Source organism: Actinoplanes sp. NPDC020271 (genome assembly GCF_044388125.1).
Lineage (GTDB): Bacteria > Actinomycetota > Actinomycetes > Mycobacteriales > Micromonosporaceae > Actinoplanes.
In genome coordinates this window covers 1-15,021 of sequence record NZ_JBIRWQ010000023.1, presented here as the reverse complement: position 1 = coordinate 15,021, position 15,021 = coordinate 1, and the positions used below count along the sequence as shown (strand labels likewise).

The window sequence follows — 15,021 nt, the reverse complement described above, 5'->3', positions numbered from 1 at the left end:
GTTAGGCCCACTGATCATGCGGGTATGACAGGCCCGAATCGACCGTCGTGCGCGAGGGGACAGGGCCGGCGACATGAGCAGTGGCAGTACGACGCACCCCCGTGCGGGCCTGGCCCGGCGCGACACCGAGTCACGAGAGCTCATGGACGATCCGGACTGTGACCCGGTTCGGCTCGAACGCACCTACCGGCAGTTCCGCACCGTCAACCACCTCGTCTCGGGCTGGCGACGCGTCTACCGGCAATGGATCCGGCCGCACCTGGACACCGACCGCCCCACGACGCTGCTGGACATCGGTTTCGGCGGCGGCGACATCGCGCGGGCTCTCACCCGGTGGGCGGCGCGAGACCGGCTGACGCTGCACACGGTAGCCATCGATCCCGACGAGAGAGCACTTCGACACGTACGCCGGTCACCGGCCGCCGGCGTCCGCTTCGAGCAGGCGTCGAGTGCGGACCTGGTGGCCCGTGGCGACCGGTACGACCTGGTGATCTCCAACCACCTCCTGCACCACCTCGAGCCCGACGGGCTCACCACCCTCCTGGCCGACAGTCAGGCACTGGCGCGCCGGCTCGTCATCCACAACGACCTGTCACGCGGGCGTGCGGGCTACGGCTTCTACGCCGTGGCCACCGTGCCGTTCGCGCGCGGCTCGTTCATCCATCAGGACGGGCTGCTCTCCATCCGGCGCAGCTACCGGCGCCCGGAGTTGCAAGCGGTCGTCCCGCCCGGCTGGCAGGTCGAACCGATGTTCCCGCAGCGCTTGCTGCTCACCCACGCGGCGGCGCGCTGATGAGCAAGCGCGCGCCGAGGACCCCACGCCTGATCACCGCCGCGACCGTGAGCTACCTGTGCAACGCCGCCTTCGGCGCTGCCGTCGCCAGCGGTGCGATCGACAACCGGCGCATCCGCTGGATCCACCATGCCCTGTACACGGTGACCTTCGCACTGACCATGAGCGCGCTCGCCGTCAGCGCCGTCGAGCGCCGAGCCGCAGGCCTGGCACTGCTGCCCGCGGCCGGCCCGCTCCTCGCGCTGCCCTATGCCGGCGGAAAACTGCGCCGGCACGCCGCCGTCGCAGGGTCGGCCGCTCCCGCGTACGCCATCGCCCTTGTCATCGTCTGGAGGAGACGCGGATGAACTTTCTCGATGTGGTGCGCCGCCGGCGGACCACCAACGGAGCGTTCCTGCCCGACCCGGTCTCCGACGAACACCAGCGCCTGCTGATGGAGGTCGCGGGACGCGCCCCGTCGCAGTTGAACAGCCAGCCGTGGCGGTTCGTGATCGTGGAGGACCGTGGCACGATCGAAACCATCGCCCGGATCAGCGGCGAGAGCATGACCGAGGCGATGTCCAACGGCACCTTCTTCGAGCGTTACAAGCCGTACTTCCGGTTCAGCAAGGACGAGATGGAACGCCGCCGCGACGGGATGCTGTTCGACCGTCTGCCCGCACCGCTGCGCCCCTTCACCAGCCAGGTGTTCACCTCCCGCGGCCAGAAGCTGATGAACGCCATGCGGGTGCCCCAGACCCTCGGCGAGGAGAACCGCAAACTGGTGGCCGGCTCACCGCTGCTGCTCGGCGTGATGCTGGACCGATCCGAGTACCGGCCCGGTGAGCTGTCCTCGTTCTACTCGGTGTTCAGCATGGGCGCGGCGATGGAGAACGTCTGGCTCACCACCGTCGAGCTCGGCATGGGCATCCAGTTCATCTCCTTCCCGATGGAGGTTCCGGGGCGCTGGGACGAGATCGTCCGGCTGCTCGAGGTGCCCGACGACCTCGAGCTGATGGCCGTCTACCGCCTGGGTTACCTGCCCGAGAAGCAGCGGCGGCCACCCATCGACTGGACGAGCTCGCAGCGCAAGCTGCCGTCGCAGTACGTTTTCCGCGGCACCTGTGCCACCCCACAGGAGGGGTGGGACCAAGCGCCGACGGGCGCGCCGTGACGGTGAACCTGAGCTTCCGGGTTCCGGCTGCCGGTTGGGCAGCTGAGTTCAGCCGAGCTTGGGCCGTGCCGTCCGGAACACCTCGATGCCGACCTTCTTGCTGAAGGCATCGCTGGTATCCGCCAGCCACACGACGACACTGAACATGCCGCCGGCTACCTCGACGCCGACGACACGGTCGCCCTCACCCGGGCTGTAGTAGGCGCGCAAACCGTCGAGCTTGAACACCTGCGCCCCGCCCGGCTCGAATTTCTCACCGGGAGTGAAATCCACACTGACGCGTTCCTTGGCGCTCCCGAACTGATACTCACAGCCGATCATGCCGTCCTGGCGCAGCGTGACCGTGTACTTCCGGCCGGCGCCACGGGTGACCGCCGCGCTGACCTCATCGCTGTCCAGGAAGCGGCACTGCGAGCGGGCCGCCGCCGCAGAGGCGTGGGCGGCGACGACCGTCGGGTTCTCGCCGAGGCACAGCAGCACATCGTCCGTGCTCGGCTCGTTCCCGAGGTTGCGCTGGGTCCGGGCGAGCTGGGACTCCCAGTTGATCGCGTACGACCTGGCCGACCCCGGCACGTCGCCGCATCCCTCGCCGACGGGCACGCTGGTCTTGCGTTTGAGGACGACGTATTCCGCCTGAGGGTCGGCGCAGTCGTGCCGCAAGGCGGTACGCGGGTCCGGCAGGATGACACAATCGCCGGCTTCAGCGACGTTGATCGCCGTGCTGGGGTCGGCGTCGACGTCTCCGAGACAGATGACCCGGTCGCCGGAGACGAGGGTGTCGCTCGCCCCGGGCACGTCCCAGCAGGCATGCTCGTTGCTCGCCCGGTCCGACCCGACGACCTTGTCATAGACGCCGGCCGCGCCGCAGTCGGCCTTTTCGTAGGGCGCGTCATCCTTGCCGGTGTACGTCAGGCAGTCCCCGGCCCGCAGACCGCCCAGGTGGTCGCCCCCACCGAGGCGCCATCTCGCCGCCACGGTCCCTGTTGCGACCAGAGCCACCGTCAGTGCGCCGATGATCCACGTAGCCTTCCGTCTCCCCGTCATGGGCGGAGATCCTGCCACGCGGCCGGCACCGCCGAATCGAGGTGGTCGGCTGGCCCCGCCGAGGCCGCCGATCCGATCCCCGGCGGGACGGTGCAGCGGACGTACCAGATCGGGATCTTGATCGTGAAGCCGGGCGATCACCCGGGGCACGTCCCCTGCGCTGCTCGACCAGCGGGCCGGCGTTGTCCGCCTCATCACGGGTGGGCATCACGACGGTCGCCGCGGGTGGTGATGCCGGCCGGGTAGGCGAGACCAGAGTTCCTTGCTGCTCGTCGTGGTCGTCCCGGTCACCGGGGCGGTGTCTTCTGCGCGATCGCGAGCCGGGTCCGATACTGCTTGGTGATCGCTCCGCCGTACACCTCGTCGATCAGGTGAGCGATGCAGGTGAACAGGCCGTCGCGGGCCTGCGGTGCCATGGCTCGATTGCCGGAGTAGGTCATGAGCAGGTTCAGGTACTCGGGCGCCGTGTAGGTCTGTTGCCATTCGTAGCGCCGGAAGGTGACTGGCCCGAATCGTCCCGATCGATCGAACTCCGCCGCCTCCTCGGGGGTTTCGTCACCGGTCGTCAGCCGCATGCCGGGCGGAGTCGTGGGATCGGCACGTTCGTAGCAGCGTTGTGCGTCGGCGAAGAAGGCGTTCGTCCCCCCGGCGATGTGGTGCGTCGAGACGACGGCGAGAGATCCACCTGGCCGCAGCAGGTCAGCGGCCTTGACCATGCGCACTTCGGGGTCCAGCCAGTGGAACGCGGTCGCGCAGACAACCGCGTCGAAAGGTCCGTCCGGGGGCTGCCAGTCCTCGAAGGCCGCCGCGACGACGGTGACCTGCGGGAACTGGGCGAGGTTGCGCCGGGCGACGGCGGCCATGTCGGGACTGAGGTCCATCGCGACGACATGGCATCCCCGCCGGGCCAAGGGCAGGGTCGCTTGTCCGGTGCCGCACCCTATCTCCAGTACCCGGGCGTGCGGACCGAGATCGGCCAGTGCGGCGAGATCGGTGAACAGCTGCGGCGGATAGGTCGGACGGCATCGGTCGTAGAGTTCGGCGTCCTGGCCGAAGGTGGAGCGCAGTGTCTCCCGGTCGGTGTCGGTCATAGTCAGTGGTTACCCCTTCAGGGCGCGCGGGCCGGGCCGGAGCGGACACGTCTCCGGCGTCCGGGGGTGCTCGGGTGGTCTTTGCCGGACGGGCGGGAGTCCGTCGAGTACCACCGTGCAGTTCAACGGGTCCGGGAGAGTGGCGCAACGGCAACTTCACACCGGACGGGTCGCGGTGATCCCGCCGTCCACGGCGATCTCCGCGCCGTGGACGTAGCCGGACTGCGGCGAGAGCAGCCATGCCACCGCGTCGGCGACCTCCTCGGGCGTCCCGGGCCGACCGGCCGGGGTGGACGCGGTCATGTGCGCGATGACGTCGCCGTCGGAGGCGTTGATCGGGGTGCGCGTGGCGCCGGGGGAGACGGTGTTGACCCGGACCCCGCGCGGCCCGAACTCCGCCGCCCAGCTGCGGGCCAGTTGAATCTCGGCGGCTTTGGTCGCGGAGTACAACCCGACGAACGGGTGCCCGACGTGGGCCATCCACGACCCGATGACGACGATCGCCCCCTCACCACGTTCGGCCATGGCCGGGGCCAGAACGGCGGTCAGCACGTGCGGGGCCCGTACGTTGACCGCGAGGGTCGCCTCCAGGTCGGAATCGGTGAGGGTCACGGTGTCGACCGCCGGGCAGAGGGCGGCGTTGTGGACGACCGCGTCCAGCCGTCCGCCGGCGACGTCGGCGGCGTCGCGAGCGAACGCGCGCAGTGCCTCCGGCCGGGCGGTGAGGTCGGACGCGACGAAGACGGCCTGACCACCGCTGCTCCTGATGGTGTCGACGACGGCGGCGCCGCGGGCCCCGTCACGACCGGTGACCACGACCCCCCAGTTCCGGGCGGCCAGGGTGCGAGCGGTGGCGGCGCCGATGCCGCTGGTGGAGCCGGTGATCAGGACGGTGCGGGTCTGCTCGGTGAAGGTCATGCCACTACTCAACGTGCGGTGCGCGGTCGGCGCCAGGGCGTTTGCTGCCTGGTCACCGCGTGACCAGGCTCGCGGCCGGCACGTCTCCTAGGCTGAGGTGGTGCCTACTGATCGTGCGGCTCTCGGTGCCTTCCTGCGGTCGCGGCGGGACCGGCTCACGCCGGCCCAGGCCGGGATCGAGCCGTTCCCCGGGCCGCGGCGGGTGCCGGGTCTGCGTAAGGAGGAACTCGCGGTGCTGGCCGGGTTGAGCCCGGACCACTACAGCCGCCTGGAGCAGGGCCGCCAGCAGACCGTCACCGACGAGGTGGTGCGGGCACTGTCCCGGGCGTTGCAGTTGGACGAGATGGAGCAGGCTCACCTGCGGGACCTGGCCGCGCCGGCCGCGCGCCGCCGATGGAACGGCCCGGAGGTCGCCCAACGGCCCGATCCGGGGATGTTGCGCCTGATGGGGGCGCTCGACCACGTCCCGGTGCTGCTGCTGGGCCGGCATTCGCGGGTACTGGCCCGTAACGGGCTGCTGAGCGCGGTGCTCGGGACCCCGATGGAGCCGGGGTCCTCGTTCGCGCGGTGGCTGTTCCTGGATCCGCGGGCGCGGCAGCGGATCGTCAACTGGGCCGACTTCGCCGAGGCCGCGGTCGGGGCGCTGCGCTACGAGGCCGGGCGCCACCCGCACGACCGGCTGCTCAACGACCTGGTCGACGAGTTGTGCAACGGTGATCGCGAGGTGGCGCGCTGGTGGAAGGACCAGCGGGTCACCTTCCGCACATCGGTGCGCAAACAGATCACGCATCCGGCCGCGGGGCCGCTCAGCTTCGGTATCGAATCCGTCATCGGTCCGCACGACGCCGAGCAGCGCCTGGTCGTCTACACCGTCGAACCGGACTCGCCCACGGCACGGATGCTGCCGTTACTGGCCGGCTGGACGACGACGCACCACGATGCGAGGTGAGTCCGGCCACGCCGTCCCCGCGCCGCGTCCCCGCGGCGGGGTCAGAGGCCGTCGGCGACGGCGGCGGTCACCTGTAGCCAGGCGGTGCGGCTGGCGGGGGTCAGGGCGTCGTAGGCGATCGGTCCGCCGGCGACGAGAGCGGGGTCGTGCGGTACTTCGAGCACGGCGCGGGTCAGTTTGCCGAAGTGCCGGCGGAGCCGGTCCCGCAGTGCCGTGTCGGGGGTGCGTGCGGGTGCGGCCAGGACGGTGACGGAGTTCTCCACCAGGGTTTCGTGGCCGGTGGCGCGGAGAGCGTCGGCCAGCCAGGCCGCGCTTTGCGAGGTGTCCTCACGAATGGTGGAGACGATGACGAGTTGGTCCGCGGCGTCGATGGCCGCTCGCCAGTTGGAGGCGCGCATGTTGTTGCCGGTGTCGATGCACAGGATGCGGTAGAACCGGCTGAGCGTGTGGTGCATCCGCTTGAAGGCGTCGGCGTCGATGCTGGCCGCGCTGGCGGCGTCTTCGTCGGAGGCCAGCACGTCGAATTGCGCGTCGCCCTGGCTGCGCACGTAGTTGTCGAGGTCGCCGACGCGGGAGCTGCGGATCTCGTCGAACCGGTGCAGGTCACGCAGCAGGTCGACGGCTGTGTTGGTGTGTCGTGCCGGGGTGGCGCGCCAGCCGAGGGTGCCCCGGGTCTCGTTGTTGTCCCAGGCGAGGACGTAGCCGCCGCGGTGCGTGCCGAACGTGGCGGAGAGCAGCAGGGTGGCGGTTGTCTTGTGGGCGCCGCCCTTGGGGTTGACGACGACCACCGTCTTGGGGCCGCGCAGACTGCGTTGCACGGATTGGACGGCGAGACGGTGGCTCAGTTCCGCCGGGCCGGGGCCCGGGGCGATGAGGCCGCCGCTGACCCGTCCGAGCGCCGCCCGCCACCCGGTGCGGGCCGGTCCGGTCGGTGGGGCGGGCCGGTCCGCCAGCAGGTCGTCCAAGGTGGGCAGCGGTGCGGGATGGTGCGGGCGGGCGGGGACCGGCGGGGAACTGGAGGTCGGCGGTGCGGGCTCGCGGGTCGACGGTGCGCGTTCGGCGACCGATGGTGAGGGGCCGGTGGTCCACGGCGAGGGTGGCCGGGTGGTGGCTGCGGCCGGGTGGTCGGTCGCTGCCGAGTGGTTGCCGACCGCGGCGTTCGCGCCGTCCCGTGGCCAGGCCTGGTCTGCGGTTTCGGGCATGCTTCCTCCGTATCGAGAAGCGACGGTGTCGAGTTCCCTGCCGACCGCGTCGAGGCGGTGCCGCGACTGCGGTGCTGCGCGTTCCGCCCGGACAGGGATGTTCTCGCGCGCCATCACCGTCCCTTCCCACGCATCGACGATCTACTCTCGACTGCTGACAGTAGCGTGAGGATCATCTTCTGTAAGCCTGAACGCGTGGCCGGATGACCTGATCCCCGTCCCGCCCCGAACCGCCGATGGCCCGGCCGCACGTTCCGGGCCTTCGGCGGCTAGGCGACCCGGTCGGTGGCGGCCTCGGCCAGGGCGAGCAGCACGGAACGGCCCGGATCGTCGAGGCCGGTCGCGTGCAGGGCGGCCAGCGAGCGCTCCAGCAGCCGGCTGATCATCCGCTCGGTCGCGGCGAGGGCGCCCGTGTCGGTGATGATCTCGCGCAGCGTCGCGATGCCGGAAAGGTCCAGCTCCGGGTGCCCGAGCAAATCATTCAGGACCTTTTCCCGTACGTCGTCAGCCCGCTCGCAGGCCAGGGCGATCAGCACCGTGCGTTTGCCCTCCCGCAGGTCGTCCCCGGCGGGTTTGCCGGTGCGGGCGGGGTCGCCGAAGACCCCGAGCACGTCGTCGCGCAGCTGGAACGCCTCGCCGAGCGGCAGCCCGTACGCCGACAGGCCGTCGAGCAGGTCGTCGCCGGCCCCGGCGAGCAGGCCGCCGAGCAGCAGCGGATGTTCGACGGTGTACTTGGCGCTCTTGTAGTGCACGACCCGGCGGGCCCGCTCGACCGGGTCCCGGTGCCGCCCGCCGCGGGCCTGGTCCAGCAGGTCCAGGTACTGCCCGCCCATCAGCTGGATGCGCATGCGGTCGAAGACGCGGCGGCCGCGGGCGAGGGCGGCCGGGTCCAGGCCGCTGCCCGTGTAGAGCGCGTCGCTCCAGGTCAGGCACAGGTCCCCGGCGAGCACGGCGGCGGAGATCCCGAAGTGCCCGGCGCCCGGGCCCGGGCCGTGCAGGGCCGCGAACCGCCGGTGCACGGCGGGCGCGCCCCGGCGGGTGTCGGAGTCGTCCATGACGTCGTCATGGATCAGCGCGGCGGCCTGCAGGAACTCACACGCCGCGGCCGCGGTCACGATGCCCGGCCGGTCGGGGGCGCCGGCTGCCCGCCACCCCCAGTAGCAGAACGCGGCCCGCAGCCGCTTGCCGCCGGTCATCAGGTCGGCGACGTAGTCCACCAGCGGGGCGCAGTCGTCGCTGACCTCCTCCAGCACCTCGCGCTGCTGATCCAGGTACGTGGCGATCACGGTCCGGACCCGGTCGCGCAGGTTCTCGGTGTCGAGAAGCATCGGCGCGATCATCGGCGCCGGGTCAATCGGGCCGAGGCCAGCAGACCGATCAGAAGGAACCCGGCGGCCGTGAACGCGGTCCACCGCGTCGCCGTGGACAGTGCCTGCTCGGCGTCGCCGGCCACGGCGGCCGTCCGCGGGTCGGCCGCGAGCCCGGGGATCGCGGCCCCCGCACTGGTCTTGACCGCGGCGACCACGGCGGTGCGTTCCTGCGCGGGTACCCCCCGCTCGTCGAGGGCGCTGCTCAGGTGCCCGCCGAGCGTGCTGAACAGGACCGTTCCCAGCACGGCGATGCCCAGGGCCGAACCCAGTTGCCGGGTGGTGCTCTGCGTGCCGGAGGCCTGCCCGCTCACCTCCGGGGGCACGTCGGCCAGGACCACGCCGGTGATCTGTGCGGTGGCCAGGCCGACTCCCACGCCGTACACGAAAAGCAGGGGTGTGATCTGCCACCAGGGCGTGTCCGGTGCCACGACCAGGCCGAGGCCGGCGACGCCGGTGATCTCCAGGACGATGCCGAGCCGGACCGCGAAGATCGGCCCCCGGGCCGCGAGCACCGTCGTGGCCAGGCCGCTGGCGACGAAACTGCCGGCGGCGAGCGGCAGCAGGACCAGGCCGGTCTGGAAGGCGCTGTAGCCACGCACGTTCTGCAACCACAGCGGCAGCGCGAAGAGCAGCCCGAACTCGCCGAGGCTGACCACGCCGGCGACCAGGTTGCCGTTGCGGAACGACGGGACCGCGAACAGTCGCAGGTCGAGCAGGACGGGCCGGCCGGCCGCGTTGCGCCGCCGCTCCAGCACCAGGAACGCGACCAGCCCGGCGACGGCGAGCGCCAGGGCGATCGGGACCGGGGACAGCCCCGCCGTCCACGACAACCCGGCCACGTCGACCGGGCCGATCCGGTCCCACCAGCCGTAGCTGCGGCCCTCGATCAACGCGAAGACCAGGCAGGCCATCGTCAGTACGGACAGGACCGCCCCGCCCGCGTCGCTGCCGCGGCGGCTCTGCGGTTCGCGCGACTCGGGCAGCACCAGCGGCGCGGCCACCACCAGCAGCACGCCCAGGGGAATGTTGATGCCGAACGCCCAGCGCCATGAGAACTCGGTGGTGAGCCAGCCGCCCAGCAGCGGACCGAGCGCCGCGGTGCCGCCGATGGTGGAGCCCCAGACGGCGAACGCGATGCCCCGCTCGCGCCCGGTGAACGTGGCGTTCAGCAGGGACAGCGACGTGGGCAGGATCATCGCGCCACCGATGCCCTGCACGAGCCGGCAGGCGATCAGCAGCGGCGGATGCGGGGCCAGCGCGCAGCCGATGCTGCCGAGCACGAAGACGGCGACGCCCGCGGTGAACAGCCGGCGCCGCCCGGTGCGGTCCGCGGCCCGGCCCGCGACCAGCAGCAGCGCGGCCAGCACCAGCGTGTACGACTCCTGGATCCACTGCGCGTCGCTGGAGGTGGCGCCGATGCCGTTGACGATCGACGGTACGGCCACGTTGACGATGGTCGCGTCCACGATGATCATCGCGACCCCGAGGCTGACCACGAGCAGGCCCAGCCAGCGGCGTCGGGTATTTGTCTCTGCCGTCATGAATCTTGTTATACGTGTAGTTAGAAAAACTTGCTACCTGAAGGGCTTATGATTTCGTCGTGACCAGTCGCGAACGCCATCAGCCCAGCGCGCTGGCCCAGGCCGTCCGGGACCTGCTGCAGGCCAACAGTGAGGCGACACACACCCTGGCCGACCGGCTCGGGGTCGGCGTCACCGACGCGGTCGCGCTCGACCACCTGCTCAGCAGCAACGACGGGCTCGGGCCGACCGAGCTGGGCCAGCGGCTGCGGATCCGCTCGGCATCGGCGACCACCCTCGTCGACAGGCTGCACGCCTCCGGGCACGCCCAGCGCGTGCCGCACCCGTCCGACCGGCGGCGGCAGACGGTGGTGGCGACCGACACGGCGTACGAGCAGGTGCTCGTCGCCCTGAAGCCTCTGCTGGACCGCATCGAGGAGGCGGTCGCGCGGCTCAGCCCCGATCAGGCCGAGGTCACGGCCGCGTTCCTGCGCGAGGTCACCGCCGCGATGCACGACTACGCGAGCGGCCCGCCGGACTGACCCGCTGACCCGCTGACCCGCTGACCCGCTGACCCGCTGACCCGCTGACCCGCTGACCCGCTGACCTCAAGTCGCGGGCTGCCGCGCCGATCAGACACGGCATGCGGGTTTTGCGGCCGGCGCGCCGGCGGGCGCCGGAGAACATGCGGCACCTCGGCCCGCGCCGGCGCGGCGCGGTGTGGCTGATGGTGGCGGCGTCGCTGGTCGTCCCGGCCGGCAGCGCGGCGGCCATCACGCGGCTGCAGCAGAACGCGGCGCACCGCGCCGAACTGCGGGTCTCGCTGGGCGACATGGAGGTCGCCGCGTGGCAGCAGGACTCGCTGCGCACCCGCGCGATGCTGGCCAAGGGCCTGCCGTCCGGCCTGGCGCAGATGCGCGACCGGGCGGACGCGACGGTCGACGCCATCGGCGCCGACTTCGCGCGGCGCAACCCGGGCGACGCTCCGGCCCGGGCCGTGCAGGAGGCGTTCCGCACCTATGACGCCGCCGTCGACCGGGAGTTCGACCTGCTCGCCGACGGTGACCTGCTGGCCGCCGAACGGGTCGGCGAGTACCAGGCCGACCCTACCTTCCGGGCCCTGCTGACGGCGCTGGACACCGCCTCGGGGCACTATGCCCGGCAGGAGCGGGACAGCAGCCGGCAGGCGCGGACCGGCACGGTGCTGATCCTGGCGCTGGCCGCGTGCATCATCACCGGCCTGCTCGCCCAGGCCCACCGGATCCGCAGCCGGGCGTTGCGCCGGGCCACCCACCAGGCCGGGCACGACGCGCTGACCGGGCTGCCCAACCGCGTCGGGCTGCGCGACACCATGGCCGCCACGATCGGCGGCGAGGCCGGCGCCGCCCTGGTGCTGATCGACCTGGACCGGTTCAAGGAGGTCAACGACACGCTCGGGCACCATGTCGGCGACCAGCTGCTGATCCAGGCGGCCCGGCGGATGCGGGACACGCTGCGCGAGGGCGAGACGGTCGCGCGGCTCGGCGGGGACGAGTTCGCGGTCCTGCTGCCCGGGGTGACCGGCGCCGACGACGCCGCCGCGGTCGCGGCCCGGCTGCACGAGGCCTTGCGGGAACCGTTCGACCTGGACGGGCTGAGCCTGACCGTGGCCGGCAGCATCGGCGCGGCCCTGTACCCGCAGCACGGCAGCACCCCCGACCAGCTGCTGCAACGCGCCGACATCGCGATGTACACGGCGAAGGCCCGGCGCACCGGCTACGCGATGTTCGACGAGAGCCAGGACAGCACCGATCCGCGCAAACTCATCCTCGCCGCGGACCTGCGCCGTGGCATCGAGGCGGGGCAGCTGCTGCTGCACTACCAGCCCAAGGTCGACGCCCGGACCGGCGCCGTGCTGGGCGCCGAGGCGCTGGTCCGCTGGCACCATCCCGGGTACGGCCTGATCCCGCCCGACGACTTCATCCCGCTCGCCGAGCACACCGGACTGATCACGCCGCTGACCCGGTTCGTGCTCGCCGCCGCCCTGCGGCAGTGCCGTTCATGGCGCGACGCCGGTCACGAACTCGGTGTGGCCGTCAACGTCTCCGCCCATGGGTTGCTCGATCTGGGCCTGCCCGCCGAGATCGCCGCGCTGCTGGAGCGGTGGCGGGTGCCGGCCGGGCTGCTGACCGTCGAGATCACCGAGACGGCGATCATGACCGACCCGGAGCGGGCGTTGCGGGTCGTCCGGGAACTGCACACCCTGGGCGTACGGCTGTCGATCGACGACTTCGGCACCGGCTACTCGTCCCTGGCGTACCTGAAGAACCTGCCCGTCCAGGAGCTGAAGATCGACCGCTCGTTCGTCAGCGGGATGACCGCGAACGATCGGGACGCGGTGATCGTGCGGTCGACGGTCGACCTCGGTCACAACCTCGGCCTGCGGGTGGTCGCCGAAGGGGTCGAGGACGACGCGACCTGGCGGCAGCTCGACGCGGCGGGCTGCGACATCCTGCAGGGCTACCACATCTCACGGCCGGTCACCGCCGGTGACTTCACCGCCTGGCTCGCCGCCCGGAGACCTCAGGCATCGGCAGTACGGCCGTAAGGCCGCTCAGCGGCGCTCCACGTCCCGGGCGAACGCCCTGATCGTGGTGCTGAACGCGGCCCGCCCGGCGAGCGCGACCAGCGGCCCGGTGTGCCGGGTGATCCGGTGCGGGGTGACGGTCACGTCCTCGGTCCAGGCGACCCGGCAGCGCCGGCCGGGCAGCGGCGTCACCGTGAACAGGGCCCGCCCGCGCACCACCCGCCCGGACTTCTCCACCGCGCACCGTCCCGGGGTGTCGCCGGGATCGTCCCCGGACGGCGGCTCCCAGTCGACCACGGTCATCGGGTCGTCGAAGGCCAGCGGCCCCGCACCCGTGCGGGCCACGAACTGCGCCCCGACCCCGCCGGGGGACGGGGTGAGGACCCGGACCGTGGTCAGCGGCACCCAGTCGCCGTGCCGGGGCCAGTCGACGAGGACGGCCCAGGCGGCAGTGGCCGGGGCCGCGATCTCCCTGGCGACGGTGAAACGGGCCATCAGCACACCTCCGGTTGACGCGACTCGTCAGCAAGAGTAGGCCGTCCGGGGAAAGTTGCGTCGATTTGCATGTCGTTTCGTTCGGGAGGGAACATGGTGCCCGGCGAAGGATCAGCAGTACCAGAGCAGGACGGTGACGTGCTCGATGAGTACCTTGACGGCTCACTTCGATCTTCCGCTGGACGGCTCGGCGCCCCGGTGGGCGCGCAGCGCGGTCACGGCGGTGCTCGGCGGGTGGGGATTGCGCGACCGGGCGTGGCTCGACGACGCCGCGGCGGTGATCAGCGAACTCGTCACCAACGCGGTGAAGCACGGCGGCGGTGAGGTCGTCGTCGGCGTCGAGGCGTACGGCGATCAGGTCGTCGTCTCGGTGGCGGACGGCTCCTCGGTCGTCCCGCGGCGGCGCGAACCGGACGGCACCGGCGGGCTCGGGCTGCGGATCATCGAGGCGCTGACCGTCCGGTGGTACGTCGAGCCGCACGAGGGCGGTAAACGCGTCCGGGCCGAGCTGCCGGTGTGCCCGGGCGACCCGGTGGCCGCCGGTGGCACGAGCCGGACGTCATGAACCGGGGCGCTGCGCCTCGAAGTGCTCCTTCATCGACGGGTAGTAGTCGTCGAAGCTCGGCATCGCAGTTCCGTCCCGTGAGGCGACCAGGGCGTCCAGGTAGAACTCCCACCCCGGCCCGACCTCGCCGATCCCGTCGGTGCTGGTCAGCCGTTGGGTGAACCGCAGCTCGGTCACGCCCGCGGTCTCGGTCAGCACCAGCTCCAGATGCCACCGGTCACCCTCCTCACCGGCCGACACCGCCAGCCGCGTCGGCGCCTCGCACGCGTCGACCGTCATGTCGAACCACGGTTTGCCCTCCTCCTGCACCATCTGCACCTTGATCGTCCGGCCCGGTCCGGCGTCGCCCTCCCACGGGCCGAACCAGCGGGCCGTCCGGTCCGGCTCGGTCAGGCTCGCCCAGACGTCGCCGATCGGCGCCCGGAACGTCCTGGTCAGCACCAGGTCCTCGCCGAACAGCCGTCCGGTGGGTGTCAGGCTCATGCGCTCTCCCTCTCCTCTGCGTGCGCCCGCCGCGCGGTCGCCCTCGTCGTCCCGGCCTGCGCCGGCGCCGCTGTTCCGCTTCGCTCGGGGTGCGGGCGGCTCGCGGGCTCATCGGCGGCTTCGCTCCGCTGACGCTCCCGGCGGGTGCGGTGGACCTCGGTCTCCAGTGCGTCGAGGCGGTGCTGCCATCCGGTCGGCGCGGTCAGCCGCCCCAGCCACCCGGCGAGCTCCTCGATCGGTGCGGTGACCAGCTCATATACTCGCCGCCGCCCGTCCGCGGTGTCCCGGACCAGCCCCGCCTCCCGCAGCACCCGCAGGTGTCGGCTGACCGCGGGCCGGCTGATGGCGAACCGTTCCGCGATCTGCCCGGCCGTCAGCCGCTCGTCCCGCAGCATCAGCAGGATCTCCCGCCGGACCGGGTCCGCCACCGCCCCCGCCACCTCGTCCACCCCAGAAGCGTAACCACCTTGTTACGCGTTAGGCAAGCACCCCGGTCACGTGTCGGCGCGCCGCCCGCAGCGCACGTCCCCCTCCCGGCCGGCGGCCCGGTCCGCGGCGTTCAGGGATGTCGCCGGGGGCTTGTCGCATCCCCGGGTGCCGGCCGGGGCCGCGGGTCGCGTGCCTCGCGGGAGTGGTCAGCCGGCTCGCGTCAGGGGTGGCGGCGGGCAGGGTTACGGCGGGGCCGGGTGGGGTGAAGGGGTTCGGGGTGAGCGGCACCACCCACGGAGGCCGCCCTGGAGGGCTGGGCGTTCTGGGCGCCCCGCGCCCTGCCCGGCCCGGAAGGGTCCCCGCTACTTATAGATAATTTGTTGTACGACCGCTGCCCGGCCAGGCTTGGTCGAGGTGATCGGTAGGGACGCTCAGGCCCCCGC

General features: G+C 71.9%; 16 protein-coding genes. 7 read left to right on the top strand and 9 right to left on the bottom strand.

Going from position 1 to position 15,021, the window contains the following annotated elements:
- The first annotated feature begins 73 nt into the window (after nt 1-73).
- The 3 genes from ACH442_RS35975 to ACH442_RS35965 are packed head-to-tail and all read left to right on the top strand — an operon-like array spanning nt 74 to nt 1,946.
- The gene (locus ACH442_RS35975; protein ID WP_396342546.1) at nt 74-793 is read left to right on the top strand and encodes a class I SAM-dependent methyltransferase; all 720 of its coding nucleotides are present in this window, start codon (nt 74-76) and stop codon (nt 791-793) included.
- On the top strand, nt 793-1,140 hold the full coding sequence (locus ACH442_RS35970) for a hypothetical protein (RefSeq protein WP_396342545.1): 348 nt from the start codon (nt 793-795) through the stop codon (nt 1,138-1,140). The genes ACH442_RS35975 and ACH442_RS35970 overlap by 1 nt, the downstream gene beginning before the upstream one ends.
- Nucleotides 1,137-1,946: a nitroreductase family protein gene (locus ACH442_RS35965; RefSeq protein ID WP_396342544.1), complete on the top strand. Its 810-nt coding sequence runs from the start codon at nt 1,137-1,139 to the stop codon at nt 1,944-1,946. The genes ACH442_RS35970 and ACH442_RS35965 overlap by 4 nt, the downstream gene beginning before the upstream one ends.
- Nucleotides 1,947-1,994: 48 nt before the next feature.
- On the opposite strand, the gene ACH442_RS35960 is transcribed toward ACH442_RS35965, so the two are convergent.
- From ACH442_RS35960 to ACH442_RS35950, 3 genes are all read right to left on the bottom strand, one after another.
- Nucleotides 1,995-2,990 carry a hypothetical protein gene (locus ACH442_RS35960; RefSeq protein ID WP_396342543.1) on the bottom strand — a complete coding sequence of 332 codons (996 nt, stop codon included), beginning with the start codon at nt 2,988-2,990 and terminating at the stop codon, nt 1,995-1,997.
- 287 nt (nt 2,991-3,277) lie between these two features.
- The gene (locus ACH442_RS35955) at nt 3,278-4,081 is read right to left on the bottom strand and encodes a class I SAM-dependent methyltransferase (RefSeq protein ID WP_396342542.1); all 804 of its coding nucleotides are present in this window, start codon (nt 4,079-4,081) and stop codon (nt 3,278-3,280) included.
- Nucleotides 4,082-4,237: 156 nt separating this feature from the next.
- The gene (locus tag ACH442_RS35950) at nt 4,238-4,999 is read right to left on the bottom strand and encodes an SDR family NAD(P)-dependent oxidoreductase (protein ID WP_396342541.1); all 762 of its coding nucleotides are present in this window, start codon (nt 4,997-4,999) and stop codon (nt 4,238-4,240) included.
- A 100-nt stretch (nt 5,000-5,099) separates the two neighbouring features.
- On the opposite strand from ACH442_RS35950, the gene ACH442_RS35945 reads away from it, so the two are divergent.
- Nucleotides 5,100-5,948 (top strand): helix-turn-helix transcriptional regulator, encoded by an 849-nt coding sequence (locus tag ACH442_RS35945; protein ID WP_396342540.1) that lies wholly within the window; start codon nt 5,100-5,102, stop codon nt 5,946-5,948.
- 41 nt (nt 5,949-5,989) lie between these two features.
- Here the strand turns inward: ACH442_RS35945 and ACH442_RS35940 are convergent, their stop codons facing one another.
- The 3 genes from ACH442_RS35940 to ACH442_RS35930 form a co-directional block, all read right to left on the bottom strand.
- Complete coding sequence (locus ACH442_RS35940; protein WP_396342539.1) at nt 5,990-7,150, bottom strand: MinD/ParA family protein; 1,161 nt, start codon at nt 7,148-7,150, stop codon at nt 5,990-5,992.
- Between the two features lie 269 nt (nt 7,151-7,419).
- Nucleotides 7,420-8,478: a polyprenyl synthetase family protein gene (locus tag ACH442_RS35935; protein ID WP_396342538.1), complete on the bottom strand. Its 1,059-nt coding sequence runs from the start codon at nt 8,476-8,478 to the stop codon at nt 7,420-7,422.
- Nucleotides 8,479-8,486: 8 nt separating this feature from the next.
- Nucleotides 8,487-10,061 (bottom strand): DHA2 family efflux MFS transporter permease subunit, encoded by a 1,575-nt coding sequence (locus tag ACH442_RS35930; protein WP_396342537.1) that lies wholly within the window; start codon nt 10,059-10,061, stop codon nt 8,487-8,489.
- Nucleotides 10,062-10,120: 59 nt separating this feature from the next.
- On the opposite strand from ACH442_RS35930, the gene ACH442_RS35925 reads away from it, so the two are divergent.
- Both ACH442_RS35925 and ACH442_RS35920 read left to right on the top strand, forming a co-directional pair.
- On the top strand, nt 10,121-10,582 hold the full coding sequence (locus tag ACH442_RS35925; protein ID WP_396342536.1) for a MarR family winged helix-turn-helix transcriptional regulator: 462 nt from the start codon (nt 10,121-10,123) through the stop codon (nt 10,580-10,582).
- A 101-nt stretch (nt 10,583-10,683) separates the two neighbouring features.
- Nucleotides 10,684-12,627 (top strand): putative bifunctional diguanylate cyclase/phosphodiesterase, encoded by a 1,944-nt coding sequence (locus tag ACH442_RS35920; protein ID WP_396342535.1) that lies wholly within the window; start codon nt 10,684-10,686, stop codon nt 12,625-12,627.
- Nucleotides 12,628-12,633: 6 nt separating this feature from the next.
- On the opposite strand, the gene ACH442_RS35915 is transcribed toward ACH442_RS35920, so the two are convergent.
- Nucleotides 12,634-13,101 carry an SRPBCC family protein gene (locus ACH442_RS35915; protein WP_396342534.1) on the bottom strand — a complete coding sequence of 156 codons (468 nt, stop codon included), beginning with the start codon at nt 13,099-13,101 and terminating at the stop codon, nt 12,634-12,636.
- Nucleotides 13,102-13,246: 145 nt separating this feature from the next.
- Here ACH442_RS35915 and ACH442_RS35910 point away from each other — a divergent pair, with 145 nt between their 5' ends.
- Complete coding sequence (locus ACH442_RS35910) at nt 13,247-13,666, top strand: ATP-binding protein (RefSeq protein ID WP_396342532.1); 420 nt, start codon at nt 13,247-13,249, stop codon at nt 13,664-13,666.
- Here the strand turns inward: ACH442_RS35910 and ACH442_RS35905 are convergent.
- Nucleotides 13,661-14,149, bottom strand: a complete 489-nt coding sequence (locus ACH442_RS35905) for an SRPBCC family protein (protein ID WP_396342531.1) — start codon at nt 14,147-14,149, stop codon at nt 13,661-13,663. The genes ACH442_RS35910 and ACH442_RS35905 overlap by 6 nt on opposite strands.
- Nucleotides 14,146-14,598 (bottom strand): metalloregulator ArsR/SmtB family transcription factor, encoded by a 453-nt coding sequence (locus tag ACH442_RS35900; protein ID WP_396342530.1) that lies wholly within the window; start codon nt 14,596-14,598, stop codon nt 14,146-14,148. The genes ACH442_RS35905 and ACH442_RS35900 overlap by 4 nt, the downstream gene beginning before the upstream one ends.
- Nucleotides 14,599-15,021 lie beyond the last annotated feature (423 nt).

Bases quoted from the DNA above. Each gene is read 5' to 3' on its own strand.
- ACH442_RS35975 (WP_396342546.1), top strand. From the start codon at position 74: ATGAGCAGTGGCAGTACGACGCACCCCCGTGCGGGCCTGGCCCGGCGC.
- ACH442_RS35970 (WP_396342545.1), top strand. From the start codon at position 793: ATGAGCAAGCGCGCGCCGAGGACCCCACGCCTGATCACCGCCGCGACC.
- ACH442_RS35965 (WP_396342544.1), top strand. From the start codon at position 1,137: ATGAACTTTCTCGATGTGGTGCGCCGCCGGCGGACCACCAACGGAGCG.
- ACH442_RS35960 (WP_396342543.1), bottom strand. From the start codon at position 2,990: ATGACGGGGAGACGGAAGGCTACGTGGATCATCGGCGCACTGACGGTG.
- ACH442_RS35955 (WP_396342542.1), bottom strand. From the start codon at position 4,081: ATGACCGACACCGACCGGGAGACACTGCGCTCCACCTTCGGCCAGGAC.
- ACH442_RS35950 (WP_396342541.1), bottom strand. From the start codon at position 4,999: ATGACCTTCACCGAGCAGACCCGCACCGTCCTGATCACCGGCTCCACC.
- ACH442_RS35940 (WP_396342539.1), bottom strand. From the start codon at position 7,150: ATGCCCGAAACCGCAGACCAGGCCTGGCCACGGGACGGCGCGAACGCC.
- ACH442_RS35935 (WP_396342538.1), bottom strand. From the start codon at position 8,478: ATGCTTCTCGACACCGAGAACCTGCGCGACCGGGTCCGGACCGTGATC.
- ACH442_RS35930 (WP_396342537.1), bottom strand. From the start codon at position 10,061: ATGACGGCAGAGACAAATACCCGACGCCGCTGGCTGGGCCTGCTCGTG.
- ACH442_RS35920 (WP_396342535.1), top strand. From the start codon at position 10,684: ATGCGGGTTTTGCGGCCGGCGCGCCGGCGGGCGCCGGAGAACATGCGG.
- ACH442_RS35915 (WP_396342534.1), bottom strand. From the start codon at position 13,101: ATGGCCCGTTTCACCGTCGCCAGGGAGATCGCGGCCCCGGCCACTGCC.
- ACH442_RS35910 (WP_396342532.1), top strand. From the start codon at position 13,247: ATGAGTACCTTGACGGCTCACTTCGATCTTCCGCTGGACGGCTCGGCG.
- ACH442_RS35905 (WP_396342531.1), bottom strand. From the start codon at position 14,149: ATGAGCCTGACACCCACCGGACGGCTGTTCGGCGAGGACCTGGTGCTG.